Raw genomic sequence first — 19,214 nt, 5'->3', positions numbered from 1 at the left:
TTGTGAGACTTTATCTGACAGCAGTATAGCATATTCCTTATATCTCCGTTCTGAAGAACGGAGTTTTACGGCATCTTTAATTAAAAAAAGTGCCTACACCGCGCGGCTGTATCCCCGCCCTGAAGGACGGGGTTTTAGCCGCTGATCTTTTTTGATAAAAACATTTATAGCGTTAATGCAGCTGAGGCAGTGAAGAGCAAACAGGAGAAGGAAAAACAGGTGAGATTCATAAATCTCACCTGAATTAAAATTAAGAATTTTATATAGTATGGGCGGAGAAGGTGTTGGTGGTTCCGGAAGGAACAAGAGCGCCGTTAACCATAACAATGGTATCACCCTTCTTGGCAAGACCTGATTCTAAAGCCAGTTTCTTACCGGTCTCAAAGAATTCATCAGTAGAGTTGATGCGTTCTACGAGCTTAGGAATAACACCGCGAACTAAACATAATTGACGCGCTGTTTTAATATTTGGGGTTAAAGCTAAAATATGGGCAGAGGGGAAATATTTTCTGATGGCACGGGGTGAACTTCCATGCTCAGTGGCAACTACAATCACTGGAGCCTTAAGATTTTCAGAAGCTTCCACTGCACTCATACAAACAGCTTCGGTAATGGTGGTAGCAGATCTGCCGATAGATTTGCGATCGATACGGGCGCCGACTTCACGATCGGTACGATGGCAGATTGTAGCCATAGTGGTAACAGCTTCAAGAGGGTATTTGCCTTTAGCTGATTCACCTGAAAGCATTACGGCATCTGAACCGTCTAAAATAGCGTTGGCGACGTCGCCGGCTTCTGCACGGGTTGGACGCGGATTTTTGATCATAGAATCAAGCATTTGGGTGGCAGTGATGACTGTCTTTCCTGCTTCATTGCAACGCTGAATAATACGCTTTTGTGCAAAAATAACTTCTTGGGCCGGAATTTCTACGCCTAAATCACCGCGGGCAACCATAATTCCGTCAGCTGTAGCAAGAATATCTTCAAAATTATCAAGACCTTCCTGATTCTCAATTTTGGCAATGATCTTAATGTTTTGTCCGCCGTTGGCGTCAAGAAATTCACGAATATCTAAAACATCACGACGATTACGGGTAAAAGATGCGGCGACGAAATCAACATCACGCTTAATTCCGAATAATAAATCGCCTTTATCTCTTTCAGATAAAAACGGCATGGTGATGTGAGTATTGGGCAGATTAACACCCTTTTTCTCGCCTAAAAGTCCGTTATTTAAGACTTCGCATTCAACTTCGGTATCTGTTGTGCTTAAAACTTTAAGAGCAATTAAGCCGTCATCTAAAAGAACCATGTCGCCGACACGTAAGTCTTTAGCAAGATTTTCGTAAGTTACGGAAATTTTATTGCGGTTGCCGACAAATGCAGAGTCTGTGGTAATTGTGAGTTTTTGTCCGGTAACCAGCTGAACATCCTGACCTCCTTCAAGGTTGCAGGTACGGATTTCAGGACCGCGAGTATCGAGGAGAACAGCAAAAACCTTGCCGTTTTCTTTCATAATTTCTTCAAGGTTATCAATTCTGCCGCCGTGCTCAACGAAGTCTCCATGCGAGAAGTTAAGACGCATTACGTTCATGCCGGCATCAAGCAGCGACTGCATAACTTCACGCTTTTCAGATTTAGGTCCGATAGTACAGACCATTTTTGTCTTTTTAATCACTTAAGTGTCCTCTGTGGTTCTTTTGGCTATTATTTTTCGCGCAAATTATAACAGAAAGAAAGAGATTTTTTGTGTTAAAAATCGAGAGAAATAAGGTATATATCAGGAAATAATTAAGAGCATTAGAAAAGAAAAACCGGGAAGTAATTTTCCCGGTTTATTGATAGTGCTTTACTTTTTAAAGCTAGACTTAGAACAACTTGCAGTAGATAGCAAACTGTAAAGCAAAGCAGATGAAAGTAAAGGCAGCGGCTCCGCCGTAAAGAACGAACCAGTGAAGCTTAGTAACACGAATGGTTAAATCGTGCAAGCTGTGGTAGATACGGTGGAAAGCATGCCACAGAACTAAAGCGATGGTTCCGAACAGAACTAAAGCAGGGATCCAGCAGCCTAAAATGCTCTTGGCGTGAGCAAAGCTTAATACGCCTGAAGAAACGTCAGGAGAGGTAATTCCTGCAACAATAAGAACTACCAATACGGCAGGAAGTGCCATAGCAACAGCCATACCGCCGGCACCGAACAAGAGCCAATATATAGGCTCGTCAGAACGTGGTGAATGCATATTCTCTCTCCTTAATTAGGGCAAGGAAGCAAAAGCTGCTACCAAGATCACTACAGTGGCACCTGCCATACCGGCATAAAGGGCGCCCATTGTGACGTAATCAGGAACAAGATCAGTATTGTTCTTATTCATGAAAACGCGTACGGCTTTAGGCATCAAAGCAAACCAGGTTACGGCATGGAACAAAGTTGCAGCCAAGCAGACAAGGTTAATCAAGATGACAATAGGATTGCCGACAAATGACTGAACCCACCACATATAGGGTGCGGTGTTCTCTGCAGTTGCTTCGGCGGCACTTAAGTCGCACAGTAAGAACAAGAAAATGCCTAATATCAGCTCTAAAGCTACGAAGAGGGCACAAACTGCAGTGCCTTCACGAACCATGTAGCGGATATAGAAAGGATTCTTTGTCCACCAGGTAGCCTTAATCGGAGGATTGTAAGGCTTACGGAAAGATTTAGTTTCGCTCATTTCTTACTCCGGTTTAAACATCCTGATTACGTAGTCGGTTGCACTCATCTTCTTACCCAGCTGAATAGCGGATGACGGATCTACGTGCTTAGGACATACTTCAGAGCAATAGCCGACGAAAGTACAGCTCCATACACCTTCTTCAGCATTGAGGAAAGGCATACGCTGAGCCTGACCGCCGTCACGGTTATCAATATTGTAACGGTACAAGAGAGTCAAAGCGGCAGGGCCGATAAAGTCTTTGTTAATCTTGTACTGAGGGCATGCGGCATAGCAGCAGCCGCAGTTAATGCACTGGGCAAACTGGCGATATGCCTCCATCTGCTGCGGAGTCTGACGATAAGCCTTGGTCAAAGGCATATTCTTATCTTTGGCAGAAGGAATAATATAAGGCTTGATGCGCTCAATCTTCTCAATTAAATCGGAGATGTCTACAACAAGATCGCGTTCAACCGGGAAGTTGTCGAGCGGAGCAATGGTAATGCCGTTCTTGCTGTTTTCATAATCACGCAAGAAAGTTTTGCAGGCAAGGTGCGGAACACCGTTTACCATCATACCGCAGGAACCGCAAACAGCCATACGGCAGGACCAGCGGAAAGACAAGCTTGGCTCGAAGTGATCTTTGATATAGAACAGAGCTTCAAGAACAGAGGTCTCTTTGATGTACGGAACTTCAAAGGTCTGTTCCCAAGGTTTGTCGTCCTGCTCCGGGCGATAACGGACGACGGTTACTTTCATAGTTTTCTCAGCCATTATTTACGGGCCTCCTTTGCTTTGGCAGCGGCTGCTGCAGCTGCTTTAGCGGCTTCAGCCTTTTCAGCTTCGGCGCCGTATACGCGCTTAGCAGGCTGGAAGGTAGTGATCTTAACGTCGCTTAAAGAAATATCCGGCAAATCGGTTTCTTTATTGTAGATTGCCAAAGAGTGCTTGAGGAAATGCTTGTCGTCACGCTCTTTGTATGCACCGTTAGGACCGTCTAAACGCTGATGTGAACCGCGGGATTCTTTACGGTTGATTGCGGAATGAACCATAGTTTGAGCGCAGTCCAAGGTATAACCTAACTCAATTAAGTTCATCCATTCGGTATTGAATACGCGGCCGCGATCGGTAAGAGGAACATTCTTAATGCGCTTCTTCAAATCCTTAAGCACATTAATGGTTTCCTGCATGGTGGTTTCTTCGCGGTAAATACCGACGCCTTTTTCCATTGATTCGCCCATTTCAGTGCGGATCTTGGATTGAGATTCACCGCCTTGTACGTCAAACAAAGCAAGAGCACGAGCCATTGCAGCTTCAGCCTGCTTGTCAAGTTCAGGGCTATCGAAATCTTTCTTAATGGACATTGCGCGTTTAGCGGCTTCGTCACCGGCAACCTTACCGAACACGATGGTTTCAACCAAGGAGTTGGAACCCAAGCGGTTGGCACCGTGAATACCGACAGAGGCGCACTCGCCAGCGGCATATAAGCCTGGCATACGAGTTGCGGTCTTGCCGTCAGTCTCGATACCGCCCATGGTGTAGTGAACAACCGGACGGACAGGAACGGGCTGCTTAACAGGGTCAACACCGGAGTAAGTCATAGCCAATTCACAAATCATTGGCAGACGTTCGTGGAGGTATTTCTCACCTAAGTGGGTCAAATCCAAGTGTACGGCTTCACCTAACGGATACTTGATGGTACGGCCTTTCTTGGACTCTTGCCAGAATGCCTGAGATACACGGTCACGAGGACCCAATTCCATATATTTATTCTTAGGATGTCCTACCGGAGTCTCAGGTCCTAAACCGTAGTCCTGAAGGTAGCGGTAGTGATCCTTATTATAAAGAACGCCACCTTCACCGCGGCAGCCTTCAGTCATCAAAATACCGCAGCCGAGCAAGCCAGTCGGGTGATACTGAACGAATTCCATATCGCGGATAGGTACGCCGTGACGATAGGCCAAAGCAATACCGTCACCGGTAACAATACCGCCGTCAGTATTGAAGATATAAGCACGGCCGGCGCCGCCGGTAGCGATAATAACTGATTTGGCGTTGATCTGACGGAATACGCCGTTCTGGAGGTCGTAGCAAACGACACCGCGGCAGACACCTTCTTCAACTAACAAATCTAATACGAAGTGTTCATCAAAGCGATGAATTGAAGGGAATTGCACTGAAGTCTGGAAGAGAGTGTGCAGCATGTGGAACCCGGACTTGTCGGCAGCGAACCAAGTACGAGGAACTTTCATACCGCCGAAACGACGTACGTTTACGTCACCATCAGGTTTACGGCTCCACGGGCAGCCCCAGTGTTCGAGCTGGAATAATTCTTCGGTAGTGTGACGAACGAAATATTCAACAACATCTTGTTCGCACAGCCAGTCACCACCGGCTACAGTGTCTTCAAAGTGTTTCTGATAAGAGTCATCGTCACGGATAACACCGGCAGCACCGCCTTCGGCAGCTACCGTGTGGCTACGCATCGGGTAGACTTTGGAAATGAGTGCAACGCGAAGCTTGGGATTGGCCTGTGCTACAGCAATTGCAGCACGAAGACCGGTACCGCCTGCACCGACGATTGCAACGTCAGCTTGAAATTTTTCCACGTGTATCTCCTAAGCTCCGGAGGGTAATGTCAAATGCGAATTACGCTTCCCCGGAAAGCAAGCAAAAAACAAAAGTAAATATACCAGAAAAATGAAAAAATTTATTATGTAGCGCTCTCATTTTTGTAATAAAAACGAATTAAGAGATCTCTTAGAATATTTGCAGACCAACTTTTTAAACTGTTTAACGCAATTTACAGCACAAAATTTGTAACGATATTGAGATGAATTGATAGAAACATGGTTAATTTTCACGAATTAATGATAAATTCTATTATTTAAATGTAAAGTATGAGTACGGAAGTCAGATTAACGAAAGACAATCCAGGCACTGACGGCAAGGTCAAATTCGGGTTAAATAGTTTTATATATTAACTGTTTAAATTGTAGGGTAAATCCACGATCTTTACATCAGTGGAGGTCACTTCATATTGTCTTAAGTAAGGAATGGATGTCAGAATGGTCGGACACGCGAACATCATTAGAGTTTGGCAGAAGGTCCTGTTCGAGTTGTTAGCAATAGTAATGTTGTGACATTGCGGTAAAAATCCCCCGGCTTTAACCGGGGTGGAGGTCAAAGGGAAAGCGTATAATCATTTAATCATAGCTTTTCCAAAAAGTATGGGATTTCCTGGAACAAATTCAGGAGCTAAATTTCCTTGATCTTTACCCCACAGACAGATAACAGTACTGCCGTACTTAAAATGCCCGATTTCATCTCCTTTTTTATAGCGAATATCTTTATCGATAAAAGATTTTTCTTCTATATTTTTTCTTCTTACAACAGTTCCGTCCCAGACGGTATTTATGCTGCCTACTAAAGCGGCTCCAACCATTACTAGAGCAAAAGATCCTATGGCAGTATCAAAAAAGCAAACTAATCTTTCATTTTTAGTATACAGATCCGGCATATAGGAAATGTTTTTATGTCCAACGGGAAAATGTTTGCCAGGAACGTGAACTGTTTTTACGAGCTTCCCGTCAATGGGCATATGAATACGGTGATAGTTTGCAGGAGACAAATAAATGCAGGCAAAATCTCCGTCTTCAAAAGGAGCAGAATCGTCAGGTTTACCGCCTAATAAAGCACTTAATGAATAGTCTATTCCTTTAGCTTGAATTAATCTTCCGGCAATGATTTTATCAGCTTGTCCGACAGTTCCGTCTACAGGAGAAACTGCAATTGCTTTTTCATCAATCGGACGAAGATCCGGGCGAACCTTGCGGATAAAAAACTCATTGAAAGTTTTATAGGAAGAAATATCGGGATTTTCGTAATCGTTTACATCAATCTTATAAGTTTTAATAAATTCTTTAATTAAAAATTGTGTGACTTTTCCAAGTGGTACATCAGTTATTTTGCTGGAAAGATAGGTAAGCGTTGACAATGGAGTTAAAGCTTCGGAAATTTTAAGTGCAGTGCTTATTAATGACATATAAAGTCTCCTTGATTTTCTTGCATTGTAAAAAAAGAGTTTTCTTTGTCAACCTTAGTAAACAACTTTGAGAATTTTTAGCTTAAATGATTGTTAATAATCGATACATTAAGAAATTAAAGTAAAAATTTTTCAAAATCGTCTTTAAATTATCTTATTGAAAACAAATAGTTTTATTTGCAAAATTAATTTTTTTTAAATAAAAAGCAAAAAAAAACTTGCGCTTACCGATTTTTTCTTTATAATGTGCGCCATCGGATGCGGGCATAGCTCAGTTGGTAGAGCATAACCTTGCCATGGTTAGGGTCGCGAGTTCGAACCTCGTTGCCCGCTCCAAGATTAGAAAAAGGCACCTTTAGGTGCTTTTTTAGTCTATGCCTGCCTTATTTATTTTCTTTTTGAATTCCTTACTTTTTCCTTTACTCTTGAAATTGTTAAGCTAAATACCCATGTGTTAGCACAGGAATATTTTTTATAGCTCTTGTATGCATACAGCATAAATTAAAATTATCAATTATAATGAGAGCTTATGTTTTCAACCGGTGAAAAATTAGCAAATGATTATTTCGACCATTGTCACAAAAATTATCGGCAGCAGTAATCAGCGCACGATTAAAAAATTAAATAAAGTTGTCAAACAAATCAACGCATTAGAGCCCAAATATAAGGCATTGCAGGATCAGGATTTTAAAGAACTCACTGTAAAGTTTAAAGAACGCCTTAAAAACGGTGAGACTTTATTGTCAATGCTTCCAGATGTTTTTGCAGCAGTGCGTGAAGCTTCATGGCGTACATTAGGTTTGCGCCCTTTTGACGTTCAGCTTATGGGCGGTATCGTTTTAAATGACAATCAAATTGCCGAAATGAAAACCGGTGAAGGTAAAACCCTTACCGCTTTGCTTCCTTGCTATTTAAATGCTTTAACGGGACGCGGCGTTCATGTGGTTACGGTTAATGATTATTTGGCACGCCGTGATGCATTGTGGAGCAGACCTTTTTATGAATTTATGGGTATGACCGTAGGCTGTAACATTCCCGGCATGTCTCCTGAGGAAAAACGTGCGGCATATGCTTGTGATGTAACTTACGGAACGAACAATGAATTCGGTTTTGATTATCTGCGCGATAACATGGCATATACCAAAGAGCAGCGCGTACAGCGTCCTCTTTACTATGCCTTAGTCGATGAGGTTGACTCGGTCTTAATTGATGAGGCTCGCACTCCGCTTATTATTTCCGGAGCTGCAGAAAACAGTTCTGAGCTTTATCGCCAAATCGATTCCATTATCCCGCTTTTAAAACAGCAGGATAAAGAAGATACCGAAGATTATCACGGCGACGGTCATTTCACTTTGGATCTTAAATTGCGTCAAGCATATCTTACTGAGCGCGGACAGCTTTATATTGAACAACTTTTGCGTGAAAGAGGATTGCTGCGCGGTAATGATCCGTTGTTCTCAAGCTCCAACATCGTTTTGCTTCACCATGTGATGGCAGCATTGCGTGCTCATACCTTATTTAAGCGTGATGTTGATTACGTTGTTTCAAATGGTGAAGTAGTCATCATTGATGAGCATACCGGACGCAAGATGGTAGGACGTCGCTGGTCTGACGGACTGCATCAGGCAGTAGAAGCTAAAGAAGGTGTTGAAATTAAGAGCGAGAATCAGACTTTAGCTTCAATTACTTTCCAGAATTATTTCCGTATGTACGAAAAGCTTGCCGGTATGACAGGTACCGCTGATACTGAAGCTTTTGAGTTCCAGCAGATTTACGGTTTGAACACCGTGGTTTTACCGACCAACAAACCAATGATTCGCACGGATTTTCCGGATCTTATCTATCTAACTGAGGCGGAAAAGTTCAAAGCTATCATTGCCGACATAAAAGAACAGGTTAAAAAGGGTCGTCCGGTTTTGGTCGGTACCATTTCAATTGAGAATTCAGAAAAACTTTCTGCTCTTCTTGATAAGGAAAATATTCCACATCAAGTGCTTAATGCAAAGTTCCATGAAAAAGAAGCTCAGATTGTAGCTCAGGCAGGTCGTCCTGCGACAGTGACTATTGCTACCAATATGGCAGGTCGTGGTACCGATATTATTTTAGGCGGTAATCTTAAGGCTGATATTGACGCTTTAGGCGAGAATCCTGATCCGAATGAAGTAAAGAGACTTACTGAGGAATGGCAGAAACGTCATGACGCGGTAGTTGCAGCCGGCGGCTTGCATATTATCGGTTCCGAGCGTCACGAATCACGCCGTATTGATAATCAGCTTCGCGGCCGTTCCGGACGACAGGGTGACCCCGGTTCATCAAGATTCTATTTGTCTATGGACGACAATCTGATGAAATTGTTCGGATCTGATAAGCTGAAGAATTTCATGAAGCGTATGGGAATGGAGGACGGTCAGCCTCTTGAGCATAAGCTTGTTACTCGTGCGATTGAGTCGGCTCAGCGTAAGGTTGAGACTCGTAACTTCGATATTCGTAAGAGCTTGCTTGATTTTGACGATGTCGCTAATGAACAGCGTAAAGTAATTTATGAAGAAAGAAATGCTTTGCTTGATGGTGAAGATATTTCCGAAACCATAAATAACATTCGCTCTGATGTCTTTAATTCAGTTATTGATGAATATATTGCTCCGGAGTCTTTGGTTGAAGATTGGAAGCTTGAAGATCTTGAAAAACGTCTTGCCTCTGAATTTTTAGTCGATGTCCCCGTTGTCGCCATGGTAAAAGAGGACAGTTCGATTGTTGAAAGTGATATTCGCGATCGCATTATTAAACGAGCTGCAGAAATATATCAAGATAAGTGTGAAAAGATCGGAAAAGAAAATCAGAATCGTCTTGAAAAAGGGGTTATGCTGCAATGCATTGATACATTGTGGAAAGAACATCTTGCCGCAATGGATTATATGCGTCAAGGTATAGGTCTTCAGGGCTACGCTCAAAAGAATCCGAAGAATGAATATAAGATTCAATCATTTAATTTATTTACTAAGATGCTTGATAATCTCAAGTATCAGGTGATTCGTACTTTATCGCGTATTCAGATTCAGATTCGCGCTCCGGAACTTGCTGAAGAGCAAAAGGAAGAGCTCAGAAGAAGACAAGCTGAGGCAGAACAGCATAAACGCGAAGAAGCCGTTCGTCAGTTACAAGAAATGGATAAACCCAACCCGCAAAGCGGAACTCCCTTTAAGAAGGTAATGCATGTGGGCAGAAATGATCCTTGTCCGTGCGGTTCCGGTAAAAAGTATAAAAATTGCTGCGGCAGGTTATCTTAGATTTTTTCTTATTGTAAAAGGAGCGCTGAGGCGCTCTTTTCTTTTTTGTAAAACATGATATTTTCACGGTTTTCTTATAGGTTAGTAAAAAGCGGGCAAAAAAGTGAGAAAAAGTGTTGACATAACAACGCTGAAATGATTTAATAAGCGCCGTTGCCTAGATAGCTCAGTCGGTAGAGCAGGGGATTGAAAATCCCCGTGTCGGTGGTTCGATTCCGCCTCTGGGCACCATCCTTAAAATCTGTTCTTATTTCTATGTGCCTAGATAGCTCAGTCGGTAGAGCAGGGGATTGAAAATCCCCGTGTCGGTGGTTCGATTCCGCCTCTGGGCACCACTCTTCTCCTAATATCTTTCAGTTCTAGACAGGTCGCAAAATCGTATCTGAGGTTGGGTGTTGTCTGCTTTTGCGTGAAGATATTATTAATTGCTTTTCTTAAAAGAGCGTAAGTGAAGATATATTACGTCTTTTGAAATATTTAAAGTATCGGCAACTTTAGCAACAGCATCACGAAGTTGGAAAATTCCTTGAGTATTTAAAATATGAATTATTTCTTTTATTTTTAGGCGAGTACTGACGGAATTATCGGCAAAAACTTCTTCCTTGACTTTAAGTGTGTTTGAAATAATTAAATCTTCTACGTTAATGGCAAAATGTTCGTTATCATCATGCGTATTACCTTGAGGCGGTAATAAAATCGACATCATTTCGTCAAAAGGGGTTGAAATATCAAGATTGATGCAGAGCATGCCTATAGGCTGACCTTTAGTGTTTTTGATAATTGTTGATGTTGAGCGCATAGTATGATTTTGCTTGTTTTTAGTGAAATAGACGTCAGCAAAATCAGTTCCGTTATCTATGCAGTCTGTGAAAATTTTTAAAGCTTTATCAGTAACAGGTGAGCCTACTGAACGCCCCGTTTTTTTTCCGTTGTGGATATAAATAACCGATGAATTTAGATCTTCAAAACTGTGTAGAACAACCTCACATGAAGATCCTAAAAGCTGCCCTATGGCATCAACTATATTTTTATAATTCTCTAAAATTAATTTGTCGCTTTGCGTGTATTGGTGAACTTTTGTATTAAGCTTTTTTATCATAGAGTGTCTCTTTTTTTTATTAACTCAAAAATTTTTGCATTAATAATTTCTATTATAAAAATATAACATAAAACGGTTTATAAACAAATTATAACTTATATTTCAATATGTTATTAATTAATAACTGTGCTGTATGTCTTAAACCGAAATATGATTCTGTAAATTATTATAGGTGATTAAATCAAATTAATTTTATTAAATCCATAAAATGTGAACTGACTCAAATTAGAATGAATCAAATTTATTATAATTAACTCAACAAAATTTGATTTTAAAGCTTAAACACTATTTATAGAAATATAAATACAAGATCTTTAGGCAATGAGAATCAAATGAAATTTTGATATCTACTCATTTTTAGAGCAAGGAGATTTATATGGAAATAATTTCATCGGACAAAGTCCCAGCAGCAGTTGGTCCTTATAGTAGTGCAGTAAAAGCAGGAAAAACCCTTTATATTTCAGGACAATTGCCAATTGATGCAAAAACGGGAAACATGCCTGAAACTGTTGCAGAACAGACCGCACAGAGTCTAGCAAATATGAAAGCCTTGTTAGAAAGTGCAGGAGGCTCTTTAAATGACGTTGTTAAAACCACTGTCCTTCTTGCTGATATAAAAACATTTGGCGAGATGAATGATGTTTATGGAAAAACTTTTTCAGCTCCATACCCTGCTCGAAGTGCTTTTGAAGTTGGAGCCTTACCTAAAGGGGCAAAAGTTGAAATTGAATGTATTGCGGTTTTAAAAGGTTAATTAATTTTTATGATTAATAAACTTTTTGAAATGAATTTTAAATTAACGTAGGGCAAATGTATGCAAAATTCCAATTTTAAAAAATGGTTTTTGGTTCTATTGCTTGCAGTCGGCGGTGGAACCATTTTTAAATCAATGTATTTGCGCGAGGTATTTTATTATCCTTGGAATGAGTTTATGGGGGTGGATAATACTCAATCTGGTATTTTAATGAGTTGGTTAGGGCTTGTTGGTATTATTGCCGGCGCTATAGCTGGTGTTATTGTTGATAAAATCAATAATACCCGCCTTGTGATTACTGCTTCTTATATTGTGATTGGTCTTGCCACTTTATGGCAGTCTACCGCCCCGTCTTTATCTGTTCAATATTTAGTTATTGCAATTTTGTCATTTACCGCCAATGGATTTTTCTTGGTTTCTATGGTTAGAGCTGTTCGTTTGGTCGGAAGCTCAGATGATCAGGGAAAATTATTCGGATTCCTTGAGTCTGGACGTGGAATTGCGGGCTCTATCATTTCAGCTATAGCTGTAGTTATTTTCTCAATGGCTGCGTCTGAGGCAGATGGTATTGCTAATGTTCTTTATGCGTATGGCTTTTTATATATCGCATTTGGTGTATTAATGTGGTTCTGCTTACCTAAAGAAGAATCAAAATCAGATAAAAATAATAATGTAGAGCAAAATAAAGTTTCTGCAAAAATTTTCTTTAAGGTCATTTCCATTAAAGAAGTTTGGATGGCTGCTTTCGCTATTTTTGCGACGATTTCTTGCTATCAGGGAACTTCATATTTAGTTCCGTACCTTACTGATGCGTACGGCATGAGTTCTGATCAGGCAGGAATTGTCGGTATGGTTAGAGCATACGTTCTCGCAATTTTTGCCGCCCCGGTTATCGGTATCATTGTTGATAAGGTAGGTTCTTCAATTAAAGTCATGGCCTGTCTGTTTGTTTTAGGCGCAGCAGGCGTAGCTATGTTCTTATTTATTCCTCAGACCCCGTCTATGGTATGGACTCTCATTATTGTTTTAATGATTGTTGGTGCTGTGACATTCGCCTTACGCGGCATCATGTACGCCCAGATTGAAGAGATGAAAGTTCCTGCAGCAATTACCGGAACAGTATCAGGTTTCCTTTTAACTGTAGGTTTTTCACCTGAAGCCTTCCAACATATCATCTTCGGCTACTGGCTTGATACTTATAAGCTTGATGGTTATATCTATATGTTTGCCTATATGGCAATTATGTTTGCAATTGCTGTTTTTACATCAATCTATTTATATAAGAGCTCACGCTCTGGCAATCCTTTTGCCAAGCTTGAAAATGAATTGAATCAAAGCAAGGATGAATCAAATAAGTAAGGAGATAAAAATGATTTACGATTTTAATGAACAATTTCCACGCATAATGTCTGAAAAATGGGTTTATGACAGTGTTGTAAACGGACATAAAGTAATGCCGATGGGTGTTGCCGATATGGATTTAGTGTCTCCTATTGAAGTAAGAGAAGCGCTAATGAATGTGTGTTTGCGTAGAGAATTTGGATATCCTGCATATCATGCGGATTTTAAATCGGTTATCGCGGATTGGTTTGAAAAACACTATGATTGGCGCCCTGATGAAAGCTTGATCACTGAAACTCCGGGTATGCTTTTGACCATGGGAACTTTTATCCGTGATTTAACTGAACCGGATGAGAAAACAGTTCTTATGACTCCTGTATATCATTCTTTTGCAAGAGCAATTAGAGATAATCATAGAGAAATAGTTGAATGTGATCTTATAAAGGATGAGGATAATCATTACACGATTGATTTTGATAAATTAAAAGAAACTTGTGCACAACCTAAAAATAAGTTTTTGATTTTGTGTAATCCGCATAATCCGGTCGGACGTTGCTGGACGGAAGAAGAAGTTAAGAAAGTTATCGAAATAGCTCAAGAAACTAATACTATTTTAATTTCAGACGAAATTCATGGGGATTTTACTTTTGATGGGCGCGTTTATACTCCGGTGCTCAAGGTTGCAAAAGATCTCAAAAATATTATCGTTTTTTCTTCCGGCGGAAAGTTATTTAATATAGGAGGTATTTTCAGTGCCTTCATTATGACAGGGGATCCGGCATTAAAAGCTCAGATTGATATTTGTATTAAAGAATTGCATTTCCAGCCGACGGCTTTTGCTCATGAAGCTGCTTATGCAGGTTTTAAATACGGTTATGACTATCGTGAACAGGTAGTTGCTCATGTCAGAAAAATGCAGCGTAAGTTCGTTGATGGACTTAATAATATGCCGTATCCGGTTCGTGCTAATCTTCCTGAAGCTACTTACCTTGTATGGGTTGATTTTAATGGTACAGGTTGGTCACCTGATCGTATTTTTGATTTCCAGGTCAAGGATGCTTCATTAGGTTTTAATCGTGGTGATGCTTTTGGTAAAGCCGGAGCTGGATTTGCTAGAGTCAATTGTGCCGTATGTGAGGCAAAAATTGATGAGGCATTAAGGCGTTTAGAAAATGCATTTAAACAATATTTTTAATTGATAGCCGTAAATAGGGAGATTAAGAATCAAGATGTTTAGTGTTTTCTTGATCTCCCTGTTGTAAAAAAGGAGCTCAATATGTCACATCAGGCAGGGCAAAATTTATTAAATCGGCATAAATTTCTCTTTTTTATTCTTCTTGCGGTAGGTGGCGGTACGATTTTTAAGGCCATGTATCTTCGAGAAGTTTTTTATTATCCGTGGAATAATTTTTTTGGTCTGAATAACACTCAGTCCGGAATATTGATGTCTTGGCTCGGTTTTGTAGGAATTATTTCAGGTGCCATAGCAGGAATTATTGTTGATAAATTTAAAAATCCTAAAAGTATTTTAGCTTTTGCTTATATTTCGATGAGTTTGCTTGCGGTTTGGCAGTCATTTCGTCCTGTTTATGAATTACAGTTTGTAATTATAGGATGCATGTCTTTTGTCGGAAACGGTCTCTTTTTGGTTTCAATGACTAAAATTGCAAGATTAATAGCATCAGATAATGAACAAGGTCGTTATTTCGGTTTTTTAGAGTCCGGACGCGGCATTGCAGGTACATTACTTACTTTGATAGCAGTCGGAATTGTCAGTGCTTATGAATCTGAAGCGTTAAGTATAGGCTTTATTTTAAGATTTGATGCTTGCGTTTACTTTGTTCTTGGTATTGTTTCTTATATCTATTTTCCCAGCGGTGTTTCTATCATAGAAAATGCAGAACCTAAAAAAGTATCCGATTTGTTAACAATGCTCAAATGCGGGAGGTTATGGCTAGCGGCTTTAGTTGTGGCAAGTATCATTTTTATATATCAATCGGCTTCATATTTGGTTCCTTATCTGACTGACGCATATGGTATGGAGGCAGATAGTGCAGCAATTGTTGGAATGATAAGAGCTTATTTTTTAGCTTTTGTTGTAGCACCGTTTGCGGGAATTGTTGCAGATAAAGTAGGTTCTGCTTTAAAGGTTATGGCAGCCTTTTTGTTTATTGGCTCAATTATTGCTGCATCTTTTATTATAGTTCCCCATGAAAGTTTTTATTTACCGTTACTTATAGGGCTGGTTTTAATTTTAGGAGGGTTAACTTTTGGTTTACGCGGGATAATGTACGCTCAGGTTAATGAAATAAATATTCCAAAAGCTTATACAGGTACAGCAATGGGCTTTTTGATTTGTCTTGGTTTTAGTCCTGAAGCTTATGTCCATATTATCTTTGGGTTTTTGATGGATAAATTACATGAAAATGCTTATCCTGTGATGTTTGTTACTATGGCAGCTGTTATGTTATTCGGAGCTCTAATTTGTATGATTTTGCGTCGAGGTGTGGTGATTCATAGTGTTAAATAACATTTGATTTTAGTTGAGCCGTTGCTTTTTGAGGCTTAATTTTAAGCCTCAAATCAGATTTTAGATTTAATCACAAAAATTTACGATATTAAGCGATAGAATTTTATATAGGTTTTTTTCTATACTAAATAATTGACTCGTTAAATTTTGTTTGAGGAACATGAAATGGTGATGAAAAACGTAAATCCGACAACAACTAAATCATGGAAAGCATTGCAGGAGTACTTTGATAAATCTAAGTCAACTCTTAAGCTTAAGGATCTTTTTAAAGATCAGGATCGTTTCAATAAGTACTCATTTACTATCGGCGGTGATCTTTTAGCTGATTTATCTAAAAATCTTGTAGATGAAAAAGTTCTCAAGATGCTTCTTGATTTGGCCAACGAATGTGATCTTAAACAAGATATTGAAGCAATGTTTACCGGCGAGAAGATTAATCGTAGTGAAGATCGTGCCGCATTGCATACTGCTTTACGTAACTTCTCCGGTAATCCCGTATATGTTGACGGTGTTGACGTAATGCCTGATGTAAAGCGCGTTCAGGCTAAGATGAAGGCTTTTAGTGAGAAGGTTATTTCAGGTGAGTGGAAAGGCTATACCGGAAAAGAGATCACTGATGTAGTCAATATCGGTATCGGCGGTTCTGATTTAGGTCCTTGCATGATTACCGCTGCCTTGACCCCGTATCATACCCGCTTGAAGCTGCATTTCGTCTCCAACATTGACGGTACTCAGATTGTCGAAACCTTAAAGGGCCTTAATCCTGAGACTACCATGTTCTTGATTGCCTCCAAGACTTTTACCACCTTGGAGACCATGACCAATGCCAACACTGCTCGTGATTGGTTCTTAAAGAGCGCCGGTGACGTTGCTCACGTTGCAAAACACTTTGCCGCTTTGTCTACCAATGCAGAAGAAGTTTCTAAGTTCGGTATCGATACTGAGAACATGTTTGAATTCTGGGACTGGGTCGGCGGACGTTATTCCTCTTGGTCAGCTATCGGCTTGTCTATCGCTCTTGCTATCGGATATGACAACTTTGAGCAGTTCCTGCGCGGCGGTTATGAAATGGATTGCCATTTCAGAAATACTCCGTTTGAGAAAAACGTTCCTGCTCTTTTAGGTTTGATTGGCATTTGGTATAACAACTTCTACGGTTTTGAGACTGAAGCTATTCTTCCTTATGATCAGTATATGTATCGCTTCGCTGCATATTTCCAGCAAGGCAATATGGAATCAAACGGTAAGAGCGTAGATCGTGATGGTAAGCGTATTACCAATTATCAGACCGGTCCTATTATTTGGGGTGAGCCGGGCAGCAACGGTCAGCATGCTTTCTTCCAGTTGCTTCACCAAGGCAGAAAGATTGTTCCGTGCGACTTCATCGCTCCTGCCATTACTCATAATCCGATAGGCGATCATCATGTTAAGCTTTTGTCCAACTTCTTCGGACAAACTGAAGCTTTTGCTTTCGGAAAGGACAGAGCAACCGTTGAGGCTGAGCTTGCCGCTAAAGGTAAAGATCTTTCTAAGATCCAGGATATTATCGAGTGCCAGGTCTTTGAAGGCAATCGTCCTACCAACTCTTTCCTTGTTAAAGAGATCACTCCTCGTACCCTTGGTATGTTAATTGCCATGTATGAGCATAAGATCTTCACTCAGGGTGCTATTTGGAATATTTGCTCCTTCGATCAGTGGGGTGTTGAGTACGGTAAAGTTTTGGCTAAGAAGATTATTCCTGAATTACAGAATGATGAAGTCATTGCTTCACATGACTGCTCAACCAACGGATTAATTAATGCTTATAAGAAATTTAAGGCTTAATTAAGAAAAATAAGTAAAGAGGAAAGCCGGACTTTCCTCTTAAAAATCCCGATAAAGAGAAATCTTTCGGGATTTTTTATATTTACTTAAGCTTAATTATGGGATTGGGACTGCATGGTTTTAATGAGTCTGAAAATATTTTCAGCAGTATAGCGAAGATTATCAACACTTATGTATTGAGATATTGACAGATCTTCAGCTCTGCGATTTATCGGGAAAATTGCCGTGACTCCTTGTTTAAAAACCTCACTTACTGTACTGTCCTCCGATTGTCCCACAATTGCTATAACAGGCTTTTTGTAGCGCATTGCTCTTTTTGCAATTCCTAAAACTACTTTACCGCGAAGACTTTGAATATCAATTTTTCCTTCGCCGGTGAAAATGATATCAATATCTTTTATTTCTTCTTCAAAATTAACGGTATCAAGAACGATTTCTATTCCTCTTTTTAGTTGAGCATTAAAAAATGTCAGCATACCGGCTCCCATTCCGCCGGCGGCGGCAGCTCCTTTTATGGACGCAACTTTAAATCCCAAATCGTGCCAAATAATATTGCTTAAATGCATAAGGCCGCGATCAAGCTCATACACCGTTGTCAAATCTGCGCCTTTTTGCGGTCCGAAAATATAGGCAGCACCGTTTTTCCCGCATAACGGGTTATCAACGTCGCACATTGCTAAAATTTCAATATTTTTTAATTTGTTGTCTAAACCTGAAGTATCGATTTTGCAGATGTCTTTAAGGGTTCCGCCTGTAGGTATAAAACTTACTCCTTCTTTATTGAGAAATTTTATGCCGACGGCAGCCGCAGCTCCGCACCCTCCGTCATTGGTACAACTTCCTCCCAGACCGATAATAATGCGTTTTACTCCTTGTTCTGCTGCATCAAGAAGTTGCTCTCCGACTCCGAAAGTAGTGGTTAACATCGGATTTTTGTGATTTTTAACAATATCAAGTCCGGCGCATGACGCCACTTCAATAATAGCTGTGTCTCCGTCATTTATGAGTCCGTAGTAGGTACGCATTGTCTCCATGTACGGTCCTTTAACTTTTACGTAATGTTTCTCTCCGTTTAGGGCACTTAGAAAACTGTCGACTGTCCCTTCTCCGCTGTCTGCGACATAAATAGATTTACATTTACAGTCAGGTATGATTTTTAGGGCTGCTTTGGTCAAAGTGTCGCACACTTGTTGTGAACTTAAAGTACCTTTGAAGGAGTCGGGCATAAATAAAAATCTGTTCATTTTATTTTTTGCACTCATGATTCAAAAATGCGTTTTATCCTCTTAATAAAGAGACAAAACCAAAACAGCAATTAGCTGAGAAAATAAATAATAATGATCTAAAAATGATGTAAGGGTTAATCGCTTTAATATACATTTCTAGAAATACTCTTTATATAAGAAAAAAACAAAAAGCTTTTCTTCAGATAAAAATAAACAAATATACGATTGCTTATTAATCGGTGTTTTAGATAGGATGACTTTTAACTTCCTTTTATACGTTCTCTCTTAAATAACTATTTTAGGATATAGAAAATTTTTAATTAAGACTAAGTGATAGAAACTTATCAATAGCGGAATTGACGTCCTCCCCAGTCTAAAGACCGAAGATCCTAGCGCTAAACAAACAATACTGCTATTG

At 40.0% G+C, this 19,214-nt stretch carries 14 protein-coding genes and 3 tRNA genes; 9 read left to right on the top strand and 8 right to left on the bottom strand.

The features are described from left to right. Positions 1 to 259: 259 nt before the first annotated feature. The 6 genes from pykF to asd all read right to left on the bottom strand — a co-directional run bounded on the left by pykF (position 260) and on the right by asd (position 6,735). Complete coding sequence (pykF, locus tag HMPREF9444_RS07750; RefSeq protein ID WP_040909416.1) at positions 260 to 1,675, bottom strand: pyruvate kinase PykF; 1,416 nt, start codon at positions 1,673 to 1,675, stop codon at positions 260 to 262. A 193-nt stretch (positions 1,676 to 1,868) separates the two neighbouring features. Then, positions 1,869 to 2,240, bottom strand: a complete 372-nt coding sequence (gene frdD, locus HMPREF9444_RS07745; RefSeq protein ID WP_009143860.1) for a fumarate reductase subunit FrdD — start codon at positions 2,238 to 2,240, stop codon at positions 1,869 to 1,871. 15 nt (positions 2,241 to 2,255) lie between these two features. Next, positions 2,256 to 2,711, bottom strand: coding sequence for a succinate dehydrogenase/fumarate reductase transmembrane subunit (locus tag HMPREF9444_RS07740; RefSeq protein ID WP_009143859.1), 456 nt, complete (start codon positions 2,709 to 2,711; stop codon positions 2,256 to 2,258). Positions 2,712 to 2,714: 3 nt separating this feature from the next. Beyond that, positions 2,715 to 3,464 carry a succinate dehydrogenase/fumarate reductase iron-sulfur subunit gene (locus tag HMPREF9444_RS07735; protein WP_009143858.1) on the bottom strand — a complete coding sequence of 250 codons (750 nt, stop codon included), beginning with the start codon at positions 3,462 to 3,464 and terminating at the stop codon, positions 2,715 to 2,717. Then, positions 3,464 to 5,299 (bottom strand): fumarate reductase (quinol) flavoprotein subunit, encoded by a 1,836-nt coding sequence (gene frdA, locus HMPREF9444_RS07730; protein WP_009143857.1) that lies wholly within the window; start codon positions 5,297 to 5,299, stop codon positions 3,464 to 3,466. Before frdA ends, HMPREF9444_RS07735 begins: the two co-directional genes overlap by 1 nt. Before the next feature lie 593 nt (positions 5,300 to 5,892). After that, positions 5,893 to 6,735, bottom strand: a complete 843-nt coding sequence (asd, locus tag HMPREF9444_RS07725; protein ID WP_009143856.1) for an archaetidylserine decarboxylase — start codon at positions 6,733 to 6,735, stop codon at positions 5,893 to 5,895. A gap of 260 nt (positions 6,736 to 6,995) precedes the next feature. On the opposite strand from asd, the gene HMPREF9444_RS07720 reads away from it, so the two are divergent. From HMPREF9444_RS07720 to HMPREF9444_RS07705, 4 genes are all read left to right on the top strand, one after another. After that, positions 6,996 to 7,071: transfer RNA gene (locus HMPREF9444_RS07720), tRNA-Gly, on the top strand. A 224-nt stretch (positions 7,072 to 7,295) separates the two neighbouring features. Then, entirely contained in the window at positions 7,296 to 10,022 is a 2,727-nt protein-coding gene (secA, locus tag HMPREF9444_RS07715; RefSeq protein WP_040909413.1) for a preprotein translocase subunit SecA, read from the top strand. Positions 10,023 to 10,177: 155 nt separating this feature from the next. Further along, positions 10,178 to 10,253: transfer RNA gene (locus HMPREF9444_RS07710), tRNA-Phe, on the top strand. 28 nt (positions 10,254 to 10,281) lie between these two features. Next, a tRNA-Phe gene (locus tag HMPREF9444_RS07705) sits at positions 10,282 to 10,357 on the top strand. An 86-nt stretch (positions 10,358 to 10,443) separates the two neighbouring features. Here the strand turns inward: HMPREF9444_RS07705 and HMPREF9444_RS07700 are convergent. Further along, entirely contained in the window at positions 10,444 to 11,121 is a 678-nt protein-coding gene (locus tag HMPREF9444_RS07700; RefSeq protein WP_009143854.1) for a helix-turn-helix transcriptional regulator, read from the bottom strand. A gap of 376 nt (positions 11,122 to 11,497) precedes the next feature. Between HMPREF9444_RS07700 and HMPREF9444_RS07695 the strand changes: the two genes are divergently transcribed. The 5 genes from HMPREF9444_RS07695 (at position 11,498) to pgi (ending at position 17,570) form a co-directional block, all read left to right on the top strand. Continuing rightward, positions 11,498 to 11,875, top strand: coding sequence for a RidA family protein (locus tag HMPREF9444_RS07695; protein WP_009143853.1), 378 nt, complete (start codon positions 11,498 to 11,500; stop codon positions 11,873 to 11,875). Positions 11,876 to 11,935: 60 nt separating this feature from the next. After that, complete coding sequence (locus HMPREF9444_RS07690; protein WP_009143852.1) at positions 11,936 to 13,234, top strand: MFS transporter; 1,299 nt, start codon at positions 11,936 to 11,938, stop codon at positions 13,232 to 13,234. 10 nt (positions 13,235 to 13,244) lie between these two features. Continuing rightward, positions 13,245 to 14,411, top strand: coding sequence for a MalY/PatB family protein (locus HMPREF9444_RS07685; protein ID WP_040909410.1), 1,167 nt, complete (start codon positions 13,245 to 13,247; stop codon positions 14,409 to 14,411). Between the two features lie 81 nt (positions 14,412 to 14,492). Next, complete coding sequence (locus tag HMPREF9444_RS07680) at positions 14,493 to 15,746, top strand: MFS transporter (RefSeq protein WP_009143850.1); 1,254 nt, start codon at positions 14,493 to 14,495, stop codon at positions 15,744 to 15,746. Positions 15,747 to 15,917: 171 nt separating this feature from the next. Next, complete coding sequence (gene pgi, locus HMPREF9444_RS07675; RefSeq protein WP_040909412.1) at positions 15,918 to 17,570, top strand: glucose-6-phosphate isomerase; 1,653 nt, start codon at positions 15,918 to 15,920, stop codon at positions 17,568 to 17,570. Between the two features lie 92 nt (positions 17,571 to 17,662). Here pgi and HMPREF9444_RS07670 read toward each other — a convergent pair whose 3' ends face one another. After that, positions 17,663 to 18,796, bottom strand: a complete 1,134-nt coding sequence (locus HMPREF9444_RS07670) for a glycerate kinase family protein (RefSeq protein ID WP_198002773.1) — start codon at positions 18,794 to 18,796, stop codon at positions 17,663 to 17,665. Between the last annotated feature and the right edge of the window lie 418 nt (positions 18,797 to 19,214).

The sequence above is a fragment of the Succinatimonas hippei YIT 12066 genome (genome assembly GCF_000188195.1).
Taxonomy (GTDB): Bacteria; Pseudomonadota; Gammaproteobacteria; order Enterobacterales; family Succinivibrionaceae; genus Succinatimonas; species Succinatimonas hippei.
The sequence above is the reverse complement of the archived record's forward strand: the minus strand, read 5'-3'. Positions and strand labels throughout refer to the sequence as shown.

Bases quoted from the DNA above. Each gene is read 5' to 3' on its own strand.
- frdD (WP_009143860.1), bottom strand. From the start codon at position 2,240: ATGCATTCACCACGTTCTGACGAGCCTATATATTGGCTCTTGTTCGGT.
- HMPREF9444_RS07740 (WP_009143859.1), bottom strand. From the start codon at position 2,711: ATGAGCGAAACTAAATCTTTCCGTAAGCCTTACAATCCTCCGATTAAG.
- HMPREF9444_RS07735 (WP_009143858.1), bottom strand. From the start codon at position 3,464: ATGGCTGAGAAAACTATGAAAGTAACCGTCGTCCGTTATCGCCCGGAG.
- asd (WP_009143856.1), bottom strand. From the start codon at position 6,735: ATGTCATTAATAAGCACTGCACTTAAAATTTCCGAAGCTTTAACTCCA.
- HMPREF9444_RS07700 (WP_009143854.1), bottom strand. From the start codon at position 11,121: ATGATAAAAAAGCTTAATACAAAAGTTCACCAATACACGCAAAGCGAC.
- HMPREF9444_RS07695 (WP_009143853.1), top strand. From the start codon at position 11,498: ATGGAAATAATTTCATCGGACAAAGTCCCAGCAGCAGTTGGTCCTTAT.
- HMPREF9444_RS07690 (WP_009143852.1), top strand. From the start codon at position 11,936: ATGCAAAATTCCAATTTTAAAAAATGGTTTTTGGTTCTATTGCTTGCA.
- HMPREF9444_RS07685 (WP_040909410.1), top strand. From the start codon at position 13,245: ATGATTTACGATTTTAATGAACAATTTCCACGCATAATGTCTGAAAAA.
- HMPREF9444_RS07680 (WP_009143850.1), top strand. From the start codon at position 14,493: ATGTCACATCAGGCAGGGCAAAATTTATTAAATCGGCATAAATTTCTC.
- pgi (WP_040909412.1), top strand. From the start codon at position 15,918: ATGAAAAACGTAAATCCGACAACAACTAAATCATGGAAAGCATTGCAG.
- HMPREF9444_RS07670 (WP_198002773.1), bottom strand. From the start codon at position 18,796: ATGCCCGACTCCTTCAAAGGTACTTTAAGTTCACAACAAGTGTGCGAC.